The following is a 19,943-nucleotide window of genomic DNA, read 5'->3' as shown; positions in this document are numbered from 1 at the left end:
GAGAAAGCTTGGCCCCCTATTTGTGACGTGAGCGCCAACCCAGAATACCAAGCGCTATCAACCCCAACACCCCACCCAGTAACCACAGCACCTCGTCATAGCTGAGCAGTGGCTTCTCGATTCGAATGTAACCCTGCTGTTCGAGCAGTTTGTGCAGGGCTTGGTTGGCCTGGTCCAGAGTCACTGTTTGCAGGTGTTTGGCCGGGTCGTCGAAATGTCCGTCCTCGTAGTCGCTCACCGCGCTCCAGTAGTAGTCGGCCAGCCCGCTGTTGCCTTGCACGGCCCAGGCCTGTCGGGCGATGGCGGCCTGTTTCAAGCGTTCGAATCCCGCGGGGTCGAGGCCATTCTTCAGAAGATCGGCTTTAAGCTCATCGAGTACCTGCTGCGCTTGTGGCAGATCATCGCGTTCCAGATCGGCGTTCAGGCTGAGGAAACCGACGCCGCCGAACACCTCGCGTTCCGCCCAAGGTCCGTAGGACAACCCGTGTGCCAGGCGCAGCTGATGGTATAGCGCCCAGTCGAAGTAGTCCTTGAGCAGGTCGAACGTCTCGTCGTACTGATCGTCGAGCGCCGGTTCCGGGAATAACCAGTGCAGTTTGGCGCCACCACCCACCCAGCCGTGGATCAGATTGCGCTCGGCTAGCGCCGGGTGCTGGATATCCGGTAGCGGCAAATGCTCGGTGGGATCAATCGGTTTCAGCTCACCATAGGTGCGCTCCAGATAGGCCGGCAGCAGGCGATCGAGCTCACCGACAATAATCAGCGTCATGTTGTTCGGTGCGTACCATTCCTTGCGGACCTTCTCCAGTTGTTCGCGGGTCAGGTGCTCTACCTGAGCGCGCTCCGGGCACTTCAGGCCCAGTTCCACCGCCAGCTGATTGCTCGCGGTGTGGCCCAGATCCTGGCGATCGAGCCAGCGCTGCAAATGGGAATAATGGCCGCCGTCTTCGCGTTCGACCACCCGCTTGGCCGCGCTGATGGCGTTGTCGTCGATTCGGGTTTGGGTCAGTAGCGCCAGCAACAAATCGAGGACTTTGCGTTGATTCTTTGCCGGGGCTTCGATGACGAACGTGGTGTCGGCGTTACTGGTGTAGGCGTTCCATTCACCGCCCAGTGCCTGCATGCGCTCCTCAAGCCCACCTTCGCCGCTGGCGTCGATGCCGCTGAACAGCAAATGCTCAAGCAGGTGTGGCAGCTCTTTGTCGGCGCAGGCGAAGTCGTCGAGGCCAACGCCCACCACCAGTCGAATCGCCACATGCCCGCGTTCGCTGCCGGGCTTGAGCAGCAATTGCAGACCATTGGGCAGCGCATAACCTTCGACCTGAAAGCGATCCAGGGCAAATGAGCAGGTGGAGCCCAACAGCAGACACGCGAACAACAGACAACGCATAACAACCTTCCAGGCGGGTAAATGCGGGCACAAAGGTTTGCCTTCAACCTTTCAACTGACTTCCTTCGACGCTAGACGTTCAAGGTGAATGAGTAATGTCAGCCGTTTCGTCGGAGGTTAATGCACCGGTTTCGGCGGTTTCCAGGACCACATAGGCGCTGCCACAGAACAGCGAGTTCAAGCGTCTCATGTCGGCGATCAGCTCCAGATGCAGCGAGCTGGTTTCGATACTTTGGACGATCTTACGTTGCAAGCGGCTGACATGGGCGTGGGCCAGGCGTCTTTCCTGTGCACGGAAGCGACGTTTCTCACGCAGCAGTTGTCGGGCGCTTTCCTTGTCGGCACTCAGGAACACCGACAGCCCCAGACGCAGGTTGGCGATCAACTGATGGTGCAACCCGGCCAGTTCTTCCAGACCAACCTCGGAAAACGAGCGGTGTTGCGAGGTCTTCTGCTGCTGCACCTTGCGCAACATGCGTTCGATCAGGTCAGAGGCGAGTTTCAGATTGATTGCCAGTTCGATGATCTCCGCCCAGCGCCGGCTGTCCTGTTCGCTGAGGTCTTCGCGGGGCATCTGCGCCAGATAGAGCTTGATCGCGCCGCACAGCGCTTCTACATCATCGCTCAAGCGGCGCATTTCCTGAGTGACGGCGGTTTGCTTGCCCCGCAATACATCGAGCATGGCTTCGAGCATGTTGTCGATCAGGTCGCCCATGCGCAGGGTTTCCCGGGCGGCGTTGGCCAAGGCCAGGCTTGGCGTGGCAAGGGCCGTCGGGTCCAGATGACGTGGTTTGGCTTGACCATTGATTTCCGGGTGCTCCGGCAACAGCCAGGCACAGATCCTGGCCATCGGGCCGACGCTGGGCAACAGCACCAGGCACCGCACCGTGTTGTAGAGCAGATGAAAGCCGATCACCAGGCCTTGCGGGCGGTAATTGAGTTTGTCCATCCAGTGCACCAGTGGGCCGAGCACTGGAATGATCAGCAGCAGGCCGATCAGTTTGTACAGCAGGCTGCCCAACGCCACCTGACGTCCGGCGGCGTTCTGCATGCTGGTGCCGAGAAACGCCAGCACGCCGCTGCCAATATTGGCGCCGATCACCAGGCCGATGGCCACTGGCAGGCTGATCACTCCGGCACCGGCAAGGGTTGCGGTGAGCAGGACGGCGGCCAGGCTGGAGTAGGAAATCATCGCGAACAGCGCACCGACGAGGGCATCGAGCAAGATGTCGCCCGTCAGCGAGGCAAACAGCACTTTGACGCCGTGAGCGTGGGTGATCGGATCAGCCGCTTCGACGATCAGTTGCAGCGCGAGAATAATCAGCCCCAGGCCGATGCCGACCCGGCCGAGCTGGCCCGCACGCGTCTGTTTGCGTGAGAGAAAGAAAATCACCCCGAGGAAAATCAGCAGCGGCGACAGCCATGACAAATCGAGGGTCAGGACCCGCGCCATCAGTGCGGTACCGACGTCGGCACCGAGCATGGTCGCCAGGGCGGGCGTCAGCGCCATCAAACCCTGGCCGACAAACGAGGTCACCAGCATCGCCGTGGCGTTGCTGCTCTGGACCATGGCGGTGACGAGAATCCCGGCGATAAAGGCCAGCCAGCGTTTGGACATGTTCTGGCCAATGACATGGCGCAGGTTCGAACCGTAGACCCGCAGGATGCCGGTTCGGACGATGTGCGTGCCCCAAATCAGCAAGGCTACCGCAGACAGTAAATTAAGCAGGGTCAGCATACTCGGCCCCCTGAATGAATAGCGCCCCAATGGAGCAAGTTGACGGTGCCGCAACGTTCTACGTTCTGTACTTAAGCTGTAGTTGGCTAACGGTCCGGGCGCCAGCATCGCATAGCTAAAGAGTCGATTGAAACAAAACTGTCATGGAGACGGCTTCATGCAGACGTGAAAAAGGGGCTCGTAAGCCCCTTCTTCTACTGCTCTTCAGCACATTCGGGTTATTGACCCGGGATGTCCTTGCGCAGTTTTACTGGCTCCTGTTGTTTCTTCTTTTTCGCGATCGCGGTACGCATCTTGATGTTGATCGCTTCCACGGCCAGCGAGAATGCCATGGAGAAGTAGACGTAGCCTTTGGGTACATGCACACCGAAGGCTTCGGCGATCAGCACGGTACCGACCACCAGCAGGAACGACAGCGCGAGCATTTTCAGCGACGGGTGCTTGTCGATGAATTCGCTGATCTTGCCCGAGGCCATCATCATCACCAGTACGGCAACGATGATCGCGGCCACCATGACCGGGACATGGGACACCATGCCGACCGCAGTGATCACCGAGTCCAGAGAGAACACGATGTCGATGATCGCGATCTGGATGATGGTGTACAGGAAGTTGCCGCCCTTGCCGCTTGGCCCATCGTCAGTTTCGTCTTCACCTTCCAGTGCGTGGAACATCTCCTGGGAGCTTTTCCACAGCAGGAACAGACCGCCGAAGAACAGGATCAGGTCTCGCCCGGAAATACCCTGACCGAAGAGCACGAACAAGTCGGCGGTCAGACGCATGACCCAGGTGATCGACAGCAACAGGAGGATCCGCGTGACCATGGCCAGCGCCAGGCCGACGATCCGGGTACGTGCCTGCATGTGCTTGGGCATGCGGCTGACCAGGATCGAGATCATGATGATGTTGTCGATGCCCAGAACGATTTCCAGGGCAGTCAGCGTAAAGAAGGCAACCCAGATTTCCGGGTTGGTCAGCCATTCCATGTGTATTCCTTTGAGCGAGTGTTAAACCACGACGCCAGCATTTAGCTGGCGGCGCGGTGAGTTGATGCTGTTACAGCGTGCTGAACAGCGGAAAAATCCCCATCAGCAATGCGGCGACCAGTATGCACATGCAGACCAGCACTGCCCATTTCAAGGTGAAGCGTTGGTGGTCACCGAATTCGATCCCGGCCAGTGCCACCAGCAAGTATGTAGACGGTACCAGCGGGCTCAGCAAGTGCACGGGTTGACCAACGATCGAGGCGCGAGCCATTTCCACAGCAGTGATGCCGTAGTGGCTGGCTGCTTCGGCCAGAACCGGCAACACGCCGTAATAAAATGCGTCGTTGGACATGAAGAAAGTGAACGGCATGCTCGCCAGTGCGGTGATCACGGCCAGGTACGGGCCCAGGAAGTCCGGGATCACGGCGAGCAGGCTTTTCGACATGGCATCGACCATACCGGTGCCGGTCAGGATGCCGGTGAAGATACCGGCGGCGAAAATCAGCCCGACCACCGACAACACACTCCCGGCGTGGGCTGCAACGCGGTCTTTCTGCTGTTGCAGGCATGGGTAGTTGACGATCATCGCGATACTGAACGCAACCATGAACAGCACAGGCAGTGGCAGCAGGCCGGCGATCAGTGCACACATCAGGGCCAGGGTCAGGGCGCCGTTGAACCAGATCAGCTTCGGACGACGAGCATCCGGGAACTGCGAAACACTGATTTCGCTGTGGTCGATCTCGTCGCCCACCAGGTGCAATTCACCCAGACGCGCACGCTCACGTTTACCGTACAGGTAGGCAATTGCCAGGATCGCTACCACGCCGGCAAGCATGGCCGGGATCATCGGCACGAAGATGTCCGACGGGTCGACATGCAGCGCACTGGCGGCACGCGCGGTCGGGCCGCCCCACGGGGTCATGTTCATCACGCCACCGGCGAGGATGATCAGGCCGGCCATGATCCGCGGGCTCATGCCGATGCGGCTGTACAGCGGCAGCATGGCAGCCACGCAGATCATGTACGTCGTGGCGCCGTCACCGTCCATGGACACCACCAATGCCAGCACGGCGGTGCCGACGGAAACCTTCAGCGGGTCGCCTTTGACCAGTTTGAGGATCTTGCGCACGGCCGGGTCAAACAGGCCGGAGTCGATCATCAAGGCAAAATAGAGGATGGCGAACATCAGCATCACCCCGGTCGGGGCCAGCTTGGTGATGCCTTCGAGCATCATCGGGCCGATCTTCGGGGCAAAACCACCGAACAGGGCGAACAGGATCGGAACGATGATCAGGGCGATCAGCGCCGAAAGGCGCTTGGTCATGATCAGGTACATGAACGTGATGACCATGGCAAAGCCAAGGAAAGTCAGCATGGGAATACTCCAGGCGTAGCGCGGCTAGGGAATGGCGAACCGGGTGGGGTCAGCGCAGAACGGGAAGCACGAGGCGTACGGGGGGAGTCGGGGCAAACAGGCGGGCACGAGCGGACATCAGAATCACCATTGTTGTTGTTAATTGGGCCGAGCGAACGTTGCGACATTCGTTTGGCCAACCGGTCTGTTGCCGGCAGTGCGGGCGATCCTAATCGGCAAACCTTTCAGCCAGCTTTCGCTGAGCAAACACCGGACGAGATGTTCCTGGTGGGCGGACGGGGCAAGGAGCTGCCGAAGGCTGCGATCTTTTGACTTAAGGCAGCTCCAACCCACCGGCCGCCTTATGCAGCGCTCGCAGGTGCGTGCCCAATTGTTTGATGTTGGCTTCATTAGCCGCGATCTCGGCCGCTCGACCTGGTTCAAGCAGCGCCCTGACCTCTTTGTCCAGATCGCCGGTCAACACCTGCAATTTCTTCTGTCGCGTGCTGCTTTCCGACTCCAGACGTTTCCATTCATTGGGCTGCGGCAGGCCGTAACCGCCCTTTTCGAGCAGCTCTGCCGGACGACTGAGGAAACCGCTGTTGGCGAGAATCTGTTTCAAGGTCTGATTGGCTTGATCCATACCGCCGTTTTTCAACTCGCGGGCATCCAGATAACGTTGCTTCACTTCATTTTGGGCCAGCAGCAATTGCTGGCGGAAACTGGCTTGCTCCAGCAACAGCAATGCTGCGCTGGTGCGCAGGTCGGCCTGCTCAAACCACGGGCGACGTTCTGCGGCACTCAGGGCTAACCAGTCTTCAACCTTGTCCTGTTTGATCGGCAGGTGCTTTTTCAGCACCTCGAACATCGCTTGATAGCGATCGCGGAACGAGTCGAAGCGATAGCCCAGACGCAAGGCCTCGCGCGGATTGTCGAGTACGCTGGTGTCCGCCAGTCCGCGGGCCTTGAGTATTTCCAGCAAACCGTTGGGCATGATGCTGTCCAGGCCGATCAGCTGTGGTTTGTTACTGCCACTGCGCAACAGTTTCAGGCTCTCGACCGCGCAGTTGTTGGACAGGAAGAAGTAGTTGCCGTCGTAGCTCCAATGCATCTCGGCGGCGTGTTCGACCACGTCTGCAATTTCACCGCGCGACAGATTGAGCGGCACCGAGGCCAGGCTGCGCAATTCGGTTTTGGTGTATTCATCGATGACTTGCGACAGCGGCAACACGAAGAGTCGCGACGGGTACTTCCCGACCAGACCGTCCCAGCTCGACAGTTGTACGTCACCGACAAAGGCGCGGTAGGACAGCACCAGGGAATATTCCAGGTCCAGTCGACAGTCCGGCCCGCGTGGGCGACCGGGTGCACAGATCACCAGTCGCAACATGCTGTGACCCCAACGGCTGACCAGATTCTGGTTGGCTTCGGCCAGCAGGTAGTCGACGGCGTAGACCCTTTCCGGATCGACCTGGCCCAGCGGTTGTTTGGCGAAGTCGTTGCCGGCGTTCAGGAAGGCGAAGGACTGGGCGCAATTGTCCTTGGCCGGTGGAGCCCAGCCGAAGTGTTCCTGGTAATAACGGTACAGCGCCGGGCGGCGGCAGGCGTAACTCGGATCGAGGAGGAAGTACTCCATGTTGACCGCGACGAACTCCTTGGGGCTGCTCGTCTCGTAGAGGTCCGGGCTGCGGGAGATCTGACGGTTGTGCTGTTCGCGTTCACCGCGACGACCGACGTATTGCGGCCAGCCGGCAAGGTCCAGCAGGCGCGGATCGTCGCTCAAGGTGAAACGACGGTCAGTCTGGCCACGGCATTGATCGGGAATACCGACGAGGCCCGAACTGTTGTTCTGTCTCGTACAGCGCTGGATCAGTAAGCGCTCGGCACTTGTCCACAAGCGCGCACGGTCATAAATATGCGTGAGTTCATGCAGCACCGTTGCGAGCATTTCACGGCGTACGGTGCCGTGGGGACGATTGGTTTTTTGAGTGGCTGCGCTGCCGTCGACCAGCCCCTTGAGCAGGTTGCGATTGAGGTTCAGCTCTGAAACCAGGGACGCCTCTCCATAGGCGTTGCCGGGCATTTCGTTGGTCCAGCCAACATCAACCCGGCGATCCAGTTGCTGGATGAAGCGCGGCGGCAATGCTTGTATCGCTTCATCCAGCAGTGCCTGGCTGGCCTGTTGTTCTGCCGGGCTAAGACCGTCAGTGATGAGGTGCAATTGCAGGCTGGCCTGAGCCGTGTTGCCGAGCAGTAATACGGTGGCTGCCAGTAGCCAGGCAGTGAGCGTCCTCACAGTGCGAGGATGGCTTCGGCGAGTACCTGATCACTGGCGTCGCGAGCTTCCGGCACGCGGGTGCGCAAGGTGTCAAAAGCGGCTTCCAGATGTGCGCCACGGATATCGCCGTTACTGGCGACGAAACTGGCCGCGTCATCATGGGCTTCGCGCACGACTTTCAGGTCACGAATCGAGGTGGTGGTGTCGGAGGTGAAATCGAGTGTGCGCCGGGAGGCGCGAATGATCATGTTACTGGTGGCTTCCAGGGTGTGTGCCTGGGCCACGTCAGCCAACAGCAACAGGCCAAGGGTGGCAGCAATCAGCGGGCTACGCATGGAACGGCTCCGGAAGAACAGGGATAACTATTGGACGAGAATTGCCTGTGCCAGTTCAAGGTCGCTGGCATGAAGTTTTGGCTGGGTCTGGCGCAGGTAAATCAGGGCGGACTCCAGTTGCGCTCCTCTGCCCGGAACAGAGCCAGCGCTGAGCAAACGGGGCCCATTGTGGGAGCCCCGTTTCCTATGTCGATCAGATGGCCAGAATGGCTTGAGCCAGCTGTGCGTCAGTGGCTTTCAACTGTGGAGCCTGTGTGTGGATGTAGTCGAGAGCACTTTCCAGGCGGACGCCACGGATGGCGCCTTCGCTGGCCACGAAACTGGCAGCGTCATCACGGGCGGCGCGAACGATCTTCTTGTCACGCAGCGAAGACGAGAGGTCGGATGTGGCGTCGGAGCTGTCCTTGAGTGCACCGACGACAGTGTCAGTGGTGACAATGAAGCTGGAGGCATGCGAATTGGCAGCCACGGCCAGCAGGGCTGCAGCGCTGAGCAGACGAAGACGGGACATGGGGTAACTCCTGTGAATGAACCATAAATAGTGGCGCCAAGAAAAACACTGGGCAGCCACTGCGCGTTGCGTAATGTCTGAGTGATCAGACGTGCCCTGCGCAGAGCTCGCCACGTTGTCCTTGGATATTAGGCCGTTGTTCAACCGTTCGAATAGCCTTGTCACCTCATCTAGACACGGTTAGCGCCAAAAAGGTTTGCACAGTTCGACCAGTCGATCAGAGTGGCTGATACCCATGTCAGACAGCTGCTGGTCATTGAGTTCCGCTAGCAGGCGGCGGGTTCTGGCCCTTTCCATGCTACGACCGGTAGCGGTGATCAATCGGGCCAGGAGCTTGAGGACAGAGGGCCGGCGAGTACGCGGGAGCGAAATATCAAGTAACCGATTCATGGTGTATTCCTCGCGGTGGGGCCGATTGAACAGCCTTGGGACACCATGTTGGTCGCTTCGCCGTCGCCGGAGCAGCTACACCCGCGTTAAATTGTACTGGTTAAGTTATGTATTTATTCAAACTGTATCTGTTCTGCGATTACCCTTCTGTACTGTCTGTTTTCCAGCCCTGAAACGACAAAACCCGTCGTGGTTTCCCACGACGGGTTTTGTGTGTTCAATTCGGGGTGCTGGCGGTGGACCCGGAGGGTCAGGGCCAGCGACGCTAACTTAGCGCCAGAACGGCTTGCTCAGCTCTTCGTAGCGTTGTGCTTCGCTAATCCCGGCGTCAGCCAGCAGACGCGAATCCAGACGAGCCAGTTGGTGGCGGCTGGAGATGCGGCGCTGCCACAGCATCAGGTTGGCGATAACGCGAAGAGGCATAGCAGCCTGGTTTTTTGCAGCGTTGTCTTCGAAGAACAGTTCGGAACTGAGTGTACGTTCCATGGTTGACATCCTTCCGCTTATGGCGGGATTAGGTAGTGGTTTAACTGATGCCAATGATCCTCTCGTTTGGCCAGTCTCTCTAGATACAGTTCACCTGTATTGTGAGGGACCAGTTAACTGTTAATAGGTGCTGTACTGCTCGAAAACGAGGCAACTGTACCTGTCAGCACTTTTATGGTGCGTTTTTTGGTGATTTGCTCAGAAGTGTAGGCAATTACGGTAGGAAGTGACCGGTACAGCAGTACAGTTTTTGAAGGATATTAGAGTGGCAATGGCGAGCTGACGAAATTGTGTTTGCGTCAGCTGCCATCTGTATTAATTACACGGCGAGCATTCTTCCGGTTTCTTCCAGGTTCATGTGCCAGCTGAGGGCATCGCGCAGGATGTGCGGGGTATGTCCGCCGACGGCGCAGGCCGCCTCGAAGTAGGTATTCAACGCTTCGCGGTAGTCCGGGTGCACGCAGTTGTCGATCACCACCCGCGCCCGCTCCCGTGGCGCCAGGCCCCGCAAGTCGGCAAGGCCGATCTCGGTAACGAGGATGTCGACGTCATGCTCGGTGTGGTCAACGTGGCTGACCATCGGCACCACACTGGAAATCGCCCCGCCCTTGGCAATCGACTTGGTGACGAAGATCGCCAGGTGCGCGTTGCGGGCGAAGTCGCCGGAACCACCGATGCCATTCATCATCCGCGTACCGCAGACGTGGGTGGAGTTGACGTTGCCGTACAGGTCGAACTCCAGCGCGGTGTTGATGCCAATGATGCCCAGGCGACGAACCACTTCCGGGTGGTTGGAGATCTCCTGCGGGCGCAGCACCAGTTTGTCCTTGTAGCGCGCAAGATTGCCGAACACATCGGCATTGCGACGGCTCGACAGGGTGATCGAGCTGCCCGAGGCGAAGCTCAGTTTTCCGGCGTCGATCAGGTCGAAGGTCGAGTCCTGCAGGACTTCGGAGTACATGGTCAGGTCTTCGAACGGCGAATCAATCAGCCCGCACATCACCGAGTTGGCGATGCTGCCGATACCTGCCTGCAGCGGACCGAGCTTGTTGGTCATGCGCCCTGCCTCCACTTCCTGTTTGAAGAAGTCGATCAGATGGTCGGCGATGGCCTGGGTGTCGCTGTCCGGTGGCAACACCGTGGACGGCGAGTCGGACTGGTTGGTGATGACGATGGCGACGATTTTTTCCGGTGGAATCGGGATGGCGGTGCTGCCGATGCGGTCGTCGACCTTGACCAGCGGAATAGGCGTGCGGGTCGGACGGTAGGTCGGGATATAGATGTCGTGCAGACCTTCCAGATTCGGGTTGTGCGCCAGGTTGATCTCGATGATCACGTGTTTGGCGAAAATCGCGAAGCTGGCCGAGTTGCCGACCGAGGTGGTGGGCACTATATGGCCAAGCTCTGTGATCGCTACCGCCTCAATCACCGCGATGTCCGGCAGTTTGAGTTGCTGGTTGCGCAGTTGCTCCACGGTTTCCGACAGGTGCTGGTCGATAAACATCACCTCGCCAGTGTTGATCGCCTTGCGCAGGGTGCTGTCGACCTGAAACGGCATCCGGCGGGCCAGCACACCGGCTTCGGTCAGTTGTTTGTCGAGGTCGTTGCCCAGGCTGGCGCCGGTCATCAGGCTGATTTTCAGCGGCGTGACCTTGGCGCGTTCGGCCAGTGCATGGGGTACGGCTTTGGCTTCGCCAGCGCGGGTGAACCCGCTCATGCCGACGGTCATACCGTCCTGAATCAGAGCGGCAGCGTCAGCGGCGCTCATTACCTTATCCAACAACGAAGGCAAGCGGATACGATCACGGTACATGGATTGTTATCTCGGGCAACGGAGGCAAGATGTTCAGTCTAATGATTTCAAAAAAATTCTCCCCGCGACCATGGTCGAATGCCGGGCCCTGATTTATGGCCTTTGATCGGGTTTGCGCAGTTAATCTAGTGTGCAATAAAAAACCCCAGCCTACTAAGGCCGGGGTTTTTGGTTTTGCTGCTTGCGCCGTTTTTATTCGACGGCTTTAACCATGTCTTCGATGACTTTCTTCGCGTCGCCGAAGACCATCATGGTTTTGTCCAGGTAGAACAGTTCGTTGTCCAGACCGGCATAACCGCTGGCCATCGAGCGCTTGTTGACGATGATGGTCTTGGCCTTGAAGGCTTCGAGAATCGGCATGCCGGCGATTGGCGATTTTGGATCGTTCTTCGCCGCCGGGTTGACCACGTCGTTGGCGCCGAGCACCAGCACCACGTCGGCCTGGCCGAACTCGGAGTTGATGTCTTCCATCTCGAACACCTGGTCGTAAGGCACTTCAGCCTCGGCCAGCAGCACGTTCATGTGGCCGGGCATACGACCCGCTACCGGGTGGATCGCATACTTCACGGTCACGCCACGGTGGGTCAGCTTCTCGGTCAGCTCTTTAAGCGCGTGCTGCGCCCGTGCTACCGCCAGGCCATAGCCTGGAACGATGATCACGGTGTCGGCGTTGGTCAGCAGGAAGGTTGCATCGTCTGCCGAGCCGGATTTCACCGGGCGGGCTTCTTTCGAGCCAGCCGGGCCAGCCGCGTCTACGTTGTTGCCGAAGCCACCGAGCAGTACGTTGAAGAACGAACGGTTCATCGCCTTGCACATGATGTACGAGAGGATCGCACCGGACGAACCGACCAGGGAGCCGGCAATGATCAGCATCGAGTTGTTCAGCGAGAAGCCGATCCCCGCTGCTGCCCAGCCGGAGTAGCTGTTGAGCATCGACACCACGACCGGCATGTCTGCACCGCCGATCGGGATGATGATCAGCACGCCCAGCACGAAGGCCAGGGCCAGCATCAGGGCGAAGGCGCCGAGGTTACCGGTCGACATGAAGGTAATGCCCAGGCCCAGTGTCGCCAGACCCAACAGCAGGTTCAGTTTGTGCTGACCACCGAACTGTACCGGTGCGCCCTGGAACAGGCGGAACTTGTACTTGCCTGACAGCTTGCCGAACGCGATCACCGAACCGGAGAAGGTAATGGCACCGATCGCCGCGCCCAGGAACAGCTCCAGGCGGTTACCGGCCGGAATCGAATCGCCCAGCTGTTTGACGATGCCCAGCGACTGCGGCTCGACCACGGCGGCGATGGCGATGAACACGGCAGCCATACCGATCATGCTGTGCATGAAGGCGACCAGTTCCGGCATCTTGGTCATTTCAACGCGTTTGGCCATGATCGAACCGGCGGTGCCGCCGATCAGCAGGCCGACGATCACGTAGCCGATACCAGCGGTGGCCAGTTCAGAGCCGAGTTTGAACACCAGACCGACGGTGGTGACGATGGCCAGCGCCATGCCGAGCATGCCGTACACATTGCCGCGTCGCGACGAGGTCGGGTGCGACAGGCCTTTGAGGGCCTGGATGAAGCAGATCGACGCGATCAAGTAGAGCGTCGTTACGAGGTTCATGCTCATTACTTGGGCGCCTCTTCTTTTACGGCTTTCGGGGCTTTTTTCTTGAACATCTCAAGCATTCTGCGGGTCACCAGGAAACCACCGAACACGTTGACCGCAGCCAGAGCCACAGCGAGGGTGCCCATGGTCTTGCCCAGTGGCGTCACGGTCAGCGCCGCCGCCAGCATGGCGCCGACGATCACGATCGCCGAAATGGCGTTAGTGACTGCCATCAGGGGTGTGTGCAGCGCGGGTGTAACGTTCCAGACCACGTGATAACCGACATAAATCGCCAGCACGAAGATGATCAGGTTGTAGATACCGGGGGAGATAAGCTCTTCCATCGTCTGAATCCCTGCTTAGGCGTTTTTGCGGATGACTTGGCCGTCGCGGCACATCAGGCACGCTGCGACGATGTCGTCTTCTAGGTTGATCTGGAATTGGCCTTCAGGTGTGAAGACCAGCTTCAGGAAGTCCAGCAGGTTGCGGGCATACAGCGCTGAGGCGTCTGCACCGACCTGGGCTGCCAGGTTGGTCGGGCCGGCAATGGTCACGCCGTGCGCGACGATCACCTGGTCGGCTACGGTCAGCGGGCAGTTACCGCCCTGGGCCGCCGCGAGGTCGATGACCACCGAACCTGGTTTCATCTGCGCGACAGTTTCAGCGCTCAGCAATACCGGTGCCTTGCGGCCGGGAATCAGTGCGGTGGTGATGACGATGTCGGCTTGCTTGGCGCGTTCGTGCACAGCCAGGGCCTGACGTTGCATCCAGCTGGCCGGCATGGGCCGTGCGTAACCGCCGACACCGACGGCGCATTCGCGTTCTTCATCGGTCTCGTACGGGACGTCGACAAACTTGGCGCCGAGGGATTCGATCTGTTCCTTCACCGCTGGACGCACGTCGGACGCTTCAATCACCGCGCCCAGACGCTTGGCGGTGGCGATCGCCTGCAAGCCAGCCACGCCGGCGCCGAGGATCAGCACGCGAGCGGCTTTCACGGTGCCTGCTGCCGTCATCAACATCGGCATGAAGCGCGGATAGTGATGGGCGGCCAACAACACCGCTTTATAGCCGGCAATGTTGGCTTGCGAGGACAGCACATCAAGGCTTTGCGCGCGGGAGGTGCGCGGAGCCGCTTCCAGGGAGAACGCGGTAATGCCGCACTCGGCCAGTTTGGCGATGGTTTCGTTGCTGAACGGGTTGAGCATGCCAACTAGCACGGTGCCGCGTTTGATCAGGGTCAGTTCGCTGTCGCTGGGTGCTACGACCTTGAGAATCAGCTCTGCGCCAAATGCATCGTTGGCACTGCCAATCATTGCGCCTGCCGCTTCATAAGCACTGTCGACAACGCTGGCATTAATGCCGGCACCGCTTTGCACAGTGACTTTATGACCCTGGCCGATCAGCTTCTTGATGGTTTCCGGGGTTGCAGCAACCCGCGTTTCACCGGTCTGGGTTTCGAGAGGAACACCAATGTGCACGTCAAATCTCCTGCTTGATCTTATTGCTTTTGATCTTTCTTGGAAGGCCAGCGCACTGCGGAGGGTGCGACTGGGGCGGCCGATCAGCACGATCCCGCCGTATTTCGGGCGGGGCGCGGCATTTTGCAGGCGAACTTTGTGGCCTTCAAGGGATTATGACGGGTGACGGAAAATTAACTACAAGTCACCCCGTGACCGAATGTCGCAGTGACCGCCTAAACCCCTTGCAGGCCGTGCCTTGTAAGGATTTTTGCCGAAATTCAAGAATTTACACATCGGCGCTGTGAATGACGCAGTATTGCTTTGAATCAGAACCTCAAAGCCACGCCGTTAGGCGCTTGTGGGACGATTGTGCATTCAATGGGCACAGTCTGCTTAAATGCGACAAATAGTTACATCTGTAGTGCTTTGATTTTACTGACTACTAGGTCAGTTAATGCTGGATAAGCCCTGCCCCTCTAGGTTGTAGCTGCGTGCCTGGTTAACCAGCCAATCGCGAAATGCGCGTAAAGAGGCTGATTCGACCTTTCGGTCAGGAATCATCAGGTAATAGGCCTTGATGCTCGACAGGGCCTGAGGGTTGGCAATCACCAGTCGTTTCTCCGCCAACTCACGTTGAATCAGGAACGGTGGGATCAGTGCGATGCCCATGTCATGCATCGCTGCCTGAGCCAGCATGGAGAATAGCTCGTAACGCGGACCTGTCATGTCGCGAGGGACATTCAGGTGCTGTGAGTCGAACCACTGGCGCCAGGCGTAAGGGCGCGTGGTCTGCTGCAGTAGCGGCAGGTCGGCAATCACTTCAGCGCTGAGGTGAGCGCGATCAGCGAGTAACGCTGGGCTGCACACCGGCATCGGATTCTCGCCCATCAGCCTGTGGGATTCGGTGCCGGACCAGTCGGCGTCACCAAAGTAGATCGCGGCGTCAAAGTCGGTGTTGGCAAACAGAAAGGGTCGTGTGCGGTTGGTCAGGTTGACCGTGACTTCCGGATGTTGCTGCTGGAAGTCCTTGAGTCGTGGCAGCAGCCATTGAGTGCCGAAGGTCGGCACCACCGCCAGTTCGATGACGTTAGCGCCCTGCTGACCCATCACCGACAGTGTGTCTCGTTCAACGGCATCCAGTTGGGTTGCGACTCGCCGGCTGTAGGAAAGCCCTGCTTCGGTCAGCTTCACGCCGCGTCGTGAGCGTCGGAACAGTTCGACGCTGAGGAACTCCTCCAGGCCGGCGATCTGTCGGCATATCGCTCCTTGGGTCAGCGATAGTTCTTGAGCCGCCTTGGTAAAGCTCTCATGACGGGCTGCCGCTTCGAAACTGATCAGTGCAGCGGTGCTGGGTATCTTTCTGCGCATATACGGCAACCTCACTAATAGTTTGCATAGATGCCGTTTAAGGCTATTACGGAGTGAGAAATTAGCACAACAGTATGCAAAATCCTCGTTTGCCCAATGCAGAAACGGCGCCTAGGATCAGTCCACGATATTTGACCTACTTCGCGAGGACTCTCTCATGGCCGGTAAAGCTAGCTTCAACTGGATCGATCCCCTGCTGCTGGATCAACAGCTCACCGAAGAAGAGCGCATGGTGCGCGACACCGCCGCTCAGTTTGCTCAGGACAAGCTGGCGCCACGTGTTCTGGAAGCTTTCCGTCATGAGAAAACCGATCCGGCGATCTTCCGCGAAATGGGTGAGATCGGCTTGCTGGGTGCGACCATTCCTGAGCAGTACGGCGGCAGCGGTCTGAACTATGTCAGCTACGGCCTGATTGCCCGTGAGGTCGAGCGCGTCGACTCCGGCTATCGCTCGATGATGAGCGTGCAGTCTTCGCTGGTCATGGTGCCGATCAACGAGTTTGGCACCGAAGCCCAGAAACAGAAGTACCTGCCGAAGCTGGCTACCGGTGAGTGGATCGGTTGCTTCGGTCTGACCGAGCCGAACCATGGTTCCGATCCGGGTTCGATGATCACTCGTGCGCGCAAAGTGGAAGGCGGCTACAGCCTGACCGGCAGCAAGATGTGGATCACTAACAGCCCGATCGCTGACGTATTCGTGGTTTGGGGCAAGGATGATGCCGGCGATATCCGTGGCTTCGTTCTGGAGAAAGGCTGGAAAGGCCTGAGCGCTCCGGCGATCCACGGCAAGGTCGGTCTGCGCGCCTCCATCACTGGCGAGATCGTGATGGACAACGTATTCGTTCCCGAAGAGAACATCTTCCCGGATGTCCGCGGTTTGAAAGGCCCTTTTACCTGCCTTAACTCTGCACGTTATGGTATCTCCTGGGGCGCTCTGGGGGCGGCCGAGTTCTGCTGGCATACCGCTCGCCAATACACACTGGACCGTCAGCAGTTTGGTCGGCCTTTGGCTGCCACCCAGTTGATCCAGAAGAAGCTGGCGGACATGCAGACTGAAATCACTCTGGCCTTGCAAGGCTGCCTGCGTCTGGGGCGTATGAAAGATGAGGGCACGGCCGCCGTCGAAATTACCTCGATGATGAAGCGCAACTCTTGCGGCAAGTCGTTGGACATCGCCCGTATGGCTCGCGATATGTTGGGTGGCAATGGCATCTCCGACGAGTTCGGTGTTGCGCGTCACCTGGTCAACCTTGAGGTGGTGAATACCTACGAAGGGACTCACGACGTTCACGCGCTGATTCTGGGTCGCGCGCAGACCGGTCTCCAGGCGTTCTATTAATAGGAGAGCGGCCATGGGTGCGTTATCGCATTTGCGGGTACTGGATTTATCGCGAGTATTGGCCGGGCCTTGGGCCGGGCAGATCCTCGCGGATCTCGGTGCCGAGGTTATAAAGGTCGAGCGCCCGGGCAATGGCGATGACACTCGCGCTTGGGGGCCGCCCTTCCTTAAGGACGCTTACGGCGAGAACACCAGCGAGGCGGCTTACTACTTGTCGGCCAATCGTAACAAGCAGTCGGTGACCATCGACTTTACTCAGGCCGAAGGCCAGCGTCTGGTTCGTGAGCTGGCGGCGAAGTCCGACATCCTGATCGAGAACTTCAAGGTCGGTGGTCTGGCGGCTTATGGGTTGGATTACGAGTCGCTCAAAGCTATCAACCCTGATCTGATTTATTGCTCGATTACGGGTTTCGGTCAGACCGGTCCTTATGCCAAGCGTGCTGGCTATGACTTCATGATCCAGGGCCTGGGTGGCTTGATGAGTCTGACCGGTCGCCCTGAGGGTGATGAAGGTGCCGGGCCGGTAAAAGTCGGTGTGGCGCTGACGGATATTCTGACAGGGCTCTACTCGACGGTCGCGATCCTGGCGGCGCTGGCTCACCGGGAGCATGAGGGTGGTGGTCAGCACATCGACATGGCGCTGTTGGACGTTCAGGTGGCATGTCTTGCTAATCAGGCGATGAACTACCTGACTACTGGTATTGCACCCAAGCGCTTGGGTAACGCTCACCCAAACATCGTTCCCTACCAGGACTTCCCGACGGCGGATGGTGACTTCATTCTGACAGTGGGTAATGACGGGCAATTCCGCAAGTTCGCGGAAGTGGCTGGCCAACCGCAGTGGGCGGATGATCCTCGGTTCGCGACGAACAAGCTTCGCGTTGCGAATCGTGCGGTGCTGATCCCGCTGATTCGCCAGGCTACGGTCTTCAAGACCACTGTCGAATGGGTGGCGCAACTGGAACAGGCAGGTGTGCCGTGCGGGCCGATCAATGATCTGTCGCAGGTGTTTGCCGATCCACAGGTTAAAGCGCGTGGTCTGGCGATCGAACTTCCTCATGCGCTGGCTGGGTTGGTGCCGCAGGTTGCCAGTCCCATTCGCTTGTCTGAGACGCCAGTGGAGTACCGTAGCGCCCCTCCTCTATTGGGTGAGCACACGCTTGAGGTTCTGCAGCGAGTGCTGGGTCTTGAGGCTGCCGCCGTTGCTGCTTTTAAAGAGGCTGGAGTGCTCTGAGGGTTCCTTCTATATAGAAGCGGTGTTTCCCCCTCTCTATATAGAGAGGGGGAAACGCTGTTTTTTCGGGTTTCTGCAACTCATTGATAGAAAAGCAAAATTAAGTGTTGACGGCAGATTCTGGACGTCTATAATTCGCCCCACTTCCGGCGCAGTCGAAACGGAAAACTCCTTGGTAAACAAAGAGTTATGCAGTTTTCGGCAGCGGTTACGCTTCAGTTCATCGAAGCCTGAAGGAGTTGGTAAGGCCGTGTGTTGTCGCCTTATTGACGGTTCGATCTTCTCGGTCGAAAGCGGAGAAAAAGAGGTGTTGACAGCAGCGAGTAACGCTGTAGAATTCGCCTCCCGCTAACGAGAGATCGGAAGCGCAAGTGGTTGAAGTTACAAAGGAAACTTTGAAAGCTTCTGAAAATAACCGCTTGACAGCAACAGAGGCTGCTGTAGAATGCGCGCCTCGGTTGAGACGAAAGATCTTAACCAACCGCTCTTTAACAACTGAATCAAGCAATTCGTGTGGGTGCTTGTGCAGTCAGACTGATAGTCAACAAGATTATCAGCATCACAAGTTACTCCGCGAGAAATCAAAGATGTAACCAACGATTGCTGAGCCAAGTTTAGGGTTTCTTAAAAACCCAAAGATGTTTGAACTGAAGAGTTTGATCATGGCTCAGATTGAACGCTGGCGGCAGGCCTAACACATGCAAGTCGAGCGGCAGCACGGGTACTTGTACCTGGTGGCGAGCGGCGGACGGGTGAGTAATGCCTAGGAATCTGCCTGGTAGTGGGGGATAACGCTCGGAAACGGACGCTAATACCGCATACGTCCTACGGGAGAAAGCAGGGGACCTTCGGGCCTTGCGCTATCAGATGAGCCTAGGTCGGATTAGCTAGTTGGTGAGGTAATGGCTCACCAAGGCGACGATCCGTAACTGGTCTGAGAGGATGATCAGTCACACTGGAACTGAGACACGGTCCAGACTCCTACGGGAGGCAGCAGTGGGGAATATTGGACAATGGGCGAAAGCCTGATCCAGCCATGCCGCGTGTGTGAAGAAGGTCTTCGGATTGTAAAGCACTTTAAGTTGGGAGGAAGGGCAGTTACCTAATACGTGATTGTTTTGACGTTACCGACAGAATAAGCACCGGCTAACTCTGTGCCAGCAGCCGCGGTAATACAGAGGGTGCAAGCGTTAATCGGAATTACTGGGCGTAAAGCGCGCGTAGGTGGTTCGTTAAGTTGGATGTGAAATCCCCGGGCTCAACCTGGGAACTGCATTCAAAACTGTCGAGCTAGAGTATGGTAGAGGGTGGTGGAATTTCCTGTGTAGCGGTGAAATGCGTAGATATAGGAAGGAACACCAGTGGCGAAGGCGACCACCTGGACTGATACTGACACTGAGGTGCGAAAGCGTGGGGAGCAAACAGGATTAGATACCCTGGTAGTCCACGCCGTAAACGATGTCAACTAGCCGTTGGGAGCCTTGAGCTCTTAGTGGCGCAGCTAACGCATTAAGTTGACCGCCTGGGGAGTACGGCCGCAAGGTTAAAACTCAAATGAATTGACGGGGGCCCGCACAAGCGGTGGAGCATGTGGTTTAATTCGAAGCAACGCGAAGAACCTTACCAGGCCTTGACATCCAATGAACT

16 protein-coding genes, 1 pseudogene and 1 other annotated feature are annotated in these 19,943 nt (G+C 58.1%); of the genes and pseudogenes, 2 read left to right on the top strand and 15 right to left on the bottom strand.

Annotated features, from left to right (window positions below; genetic code table 11):
• Nucleotides 1-16: 16 nt before the first annotated feature.
• The 15 genes and pseudogenes from AC1RPZ_RS03270 to AC1RPZ_RS03200 all read right to left on the bottom strand — a co-directional run bounded on the left by AC1RPZ_RS03270 (nt 17) and on the right by AC1RPZ_RS03200 (nt 15,723).
• Nucleotides 17-1,390, bottom strand: a complete 1,374-nt coding sequence (locus AC1RPZ_RS03270) for a M16 family metallopeptidase (RefSeq protein ID WP_493134853.1) — start codon at nt 1,388-1,390, stop codon at nt 17-19.
• Between the two features lie 79 nt (nt 1,391-1,469).
• A complete protein-coding gene (locus tag AC1RPZ_RS03265) occupies nt 1,470-3,128 on the bottom strand; it encodes a Na/Pi cotransporter family protein (RefSeq protein ID WP_493134851.1) in 1,659 nt (552 codons plus the stop codon).
• A gap of 218 nt (nt 3,129-3,346) precedes the next feature.
• Entirely contained in the window at nt 3,347-4,114 is a 768-nt protein-coding gene (locus AC1RPZ_RS03260) for a TerC family protein (RefSeq protein ID WP_493134849.1), read from the bottom strand.
• Between the two features lie 70 nt (nt 4,115-4,184).
• Nucleotides 4,185-5,492, bottom strand: a complete 1,308-nt coding sequence (locus tag AC1RPZ_RS03255; protein ID WP_493064479.1) for a CitMHS family transporter — start codon at nt 5,490-5,492, stop codon at nt 4,185-4,187.
• Nucleotides 5,493-5,805: 313 nt separating this feature from the next.
• Nucleotides 5,806-7,767 carry a DUF7844 domain-containing protein gene (locus AC1RPZ_RS03250; protein WP_493134847.1) on the bottom strand — a complete coding sequence of 654 codons (1,962 nt, stop codon included), beginning with the start codon at nt 7,765-7,767 and terminating at the stop codon, nt 5,806-5,808.
• Nucleotides 7,764-8,084 carry a DUF2388 domain-containing protein gene (locus AC1RPZ_RS03245; protein WP_019694505.1) on the bottom strand — a complete coding sequence of 107 codons (321 nt, stop codon included), beginning with the start codon at nt 8,082-8,084 and terminating at the stop codon, nt 7,764-7,766. The genes AC1RPZ_RS03250 and AC1RPZ_RS03245 overlap by 4 nt, the downstream gene beginning before the upstream one ends.
• A 27-nt stretch (nt 8,085-8,111) precedes the next feature.
• Nucleotides 8,112-8,216: pseudogene (locus AC1RPZ_RS03240) on the bottom strand (DUF2388 domain-containing protein); the annotation flags it as partial.
• 61 nt (nt 8,217-8,277) lie between these two features.
• The gene (locus AC1RPZ_RS03235; protein ID WP_493134845.1) at nt 8,278-8,595 is read right to left on the bottom strand and encodes a DUF2388 domain-containing protein; all 318 of its coding nucleotides are present in this window, start codon (nt 8,593-8,595) and stop codon (nt 8,278-8,280) included.
• A gap of 180 nt (nt 8,596-8,775) precedes the next feature.
• Complete coding sequence (locus AC1RPZ_RS03230) at nt 8,776-8,985, bottom strand: DUF1127 domain-containing protein (protein ID WP_493134843.1); 210 nt, start codon at nt 8,983-8,985, stop codon at nt 8,776-8,778.
• Between the two features lie 270 nt (nt 8,986-9,255).
• Nucleotides 9,256-9,471 (bottom strand): DUF1127 domain-containing protein, encoded by a 216-nt coding sequence (locus tag AC1RPZ_RS03225; protein ID WP_493134841.1) that lies wholly within the window; start codon nt 9,469-9,471, stop codon nt 9,256-9,258.
• A 319-nt stretch (nt 9,472-9,790) separates the two neighbouring features.
• Nucleotides 9,791-11,284 carry a succinyl-CoA:acetate CoA-transferase ScpC gene (scpC, locus tag AC1RPZ_RS03220; protein WP_493134839.1) on the bottom strand — a complete coding sequence of 498 codons (1,494 nt, stop codon included), beginning with the start codon at nt 11,282-11,284 and terminating at the stop codon, nt 9,791-9,793.
• A gap of 192 nt (nt 11,285-11,476) precedes the next feature.
• Nucleotides 11,477-12,913 carry an NAD(P)(+) transhydrogenase (Re/Si-specific) subunit beta gene (locus AC1RPZ_RS03215; protein WP_493134837.1) on the bottom strand — a complete coding sequence of 479 codons (1,437 nt, stop codon included), beginning with the start codon at nt 12,911-12,913 and terminating at the stop codon, nt 11,477-11,479.
• On the bottom strand, nt 12,913-13,236 hold the full coding sequence (locus AC1RPZ_RS03210; RefSeq protein ID WP_003187010.1) for an NAD(P) transhydrogenase subunit alpha part 2: 324 nt from the start codon (nt 13,234-13,236) through the stop codon (nt 12,913-12,915). Before AC1RPZ_RS03210 ends, AC1RPZ_RS03215 begins: the two co-directional genes overlap by 1 nt.
• 15 nt (nt 13,237-13,251) lie before the next feature.
• Nucleotides 13,252-14,373, bottom strand: a complete 1,122-nt coding sequence (locus AC1RPZ_RS03205) for a Re/Si-specific NAD(P)(+) transhydrogenase subunit alpha (protein ID WP_262111576.1) — start codon at nt 14,371-14,373, stop codon at nt 13,252-13,254.
• 429 nt (nt 14,374-14,802) lie between these two features.
• Entirely contained in the window at nt 14,803-15,723 is a 921-nt protein-coding gene (locus AC1RPZ_RS03200; RefSeq protein WP_493134833.1) for a LysR family transcriptional regulator, read from the bottom strand.
• Between the two features lie 157 nt (nt 15,724-15,880).
• On the opposite strand from AC1RPZ_RS03200, the gene AC1RPZ_RS03195 reads away from it, so the two are divergent.
• Nucleotides 15,881-17,062 (top strand): acyl-CoA dehydrogenase, encoded by a 1,182-nt coding sequence (locus tag AC1RPZ_RS03195; protein WP_493064472.1) that lies wholly within the window; start codon nt 15,881-15,883, stop codon nt 17,060-17,062.
• Between the two features lie 13 nt (nt 17,063-17,075).
• Entirely contained in the window at nt 17,076-18,296 is a 1,221-nt protein-coding gene (locus AC1RPZ_RS03190; RefSeq protein WP_493134831.1) for a CaiB/BaiF CoA transferase family protein, read from the top strand.
• A 652-nt stretch (nt 18,297-18,948) separates the two neighbouring features.
• Nucleotides 18,949-19,819: a sequence feature (16S ribosomal RNA rRNA prediction is too short), on the top strand.
• The last annotated feature ends 124 nt before the right edge of the window (nt 19,820-19,943 follow it).

Source organism: Pseudomonas sp. GW822-FHT02D10, from assembly GCF_058802345.1.
Note: the sequence above shows the minus strand (reverse complement) of the source record. Positions and strands in the feature narration are given on the sequence as shown.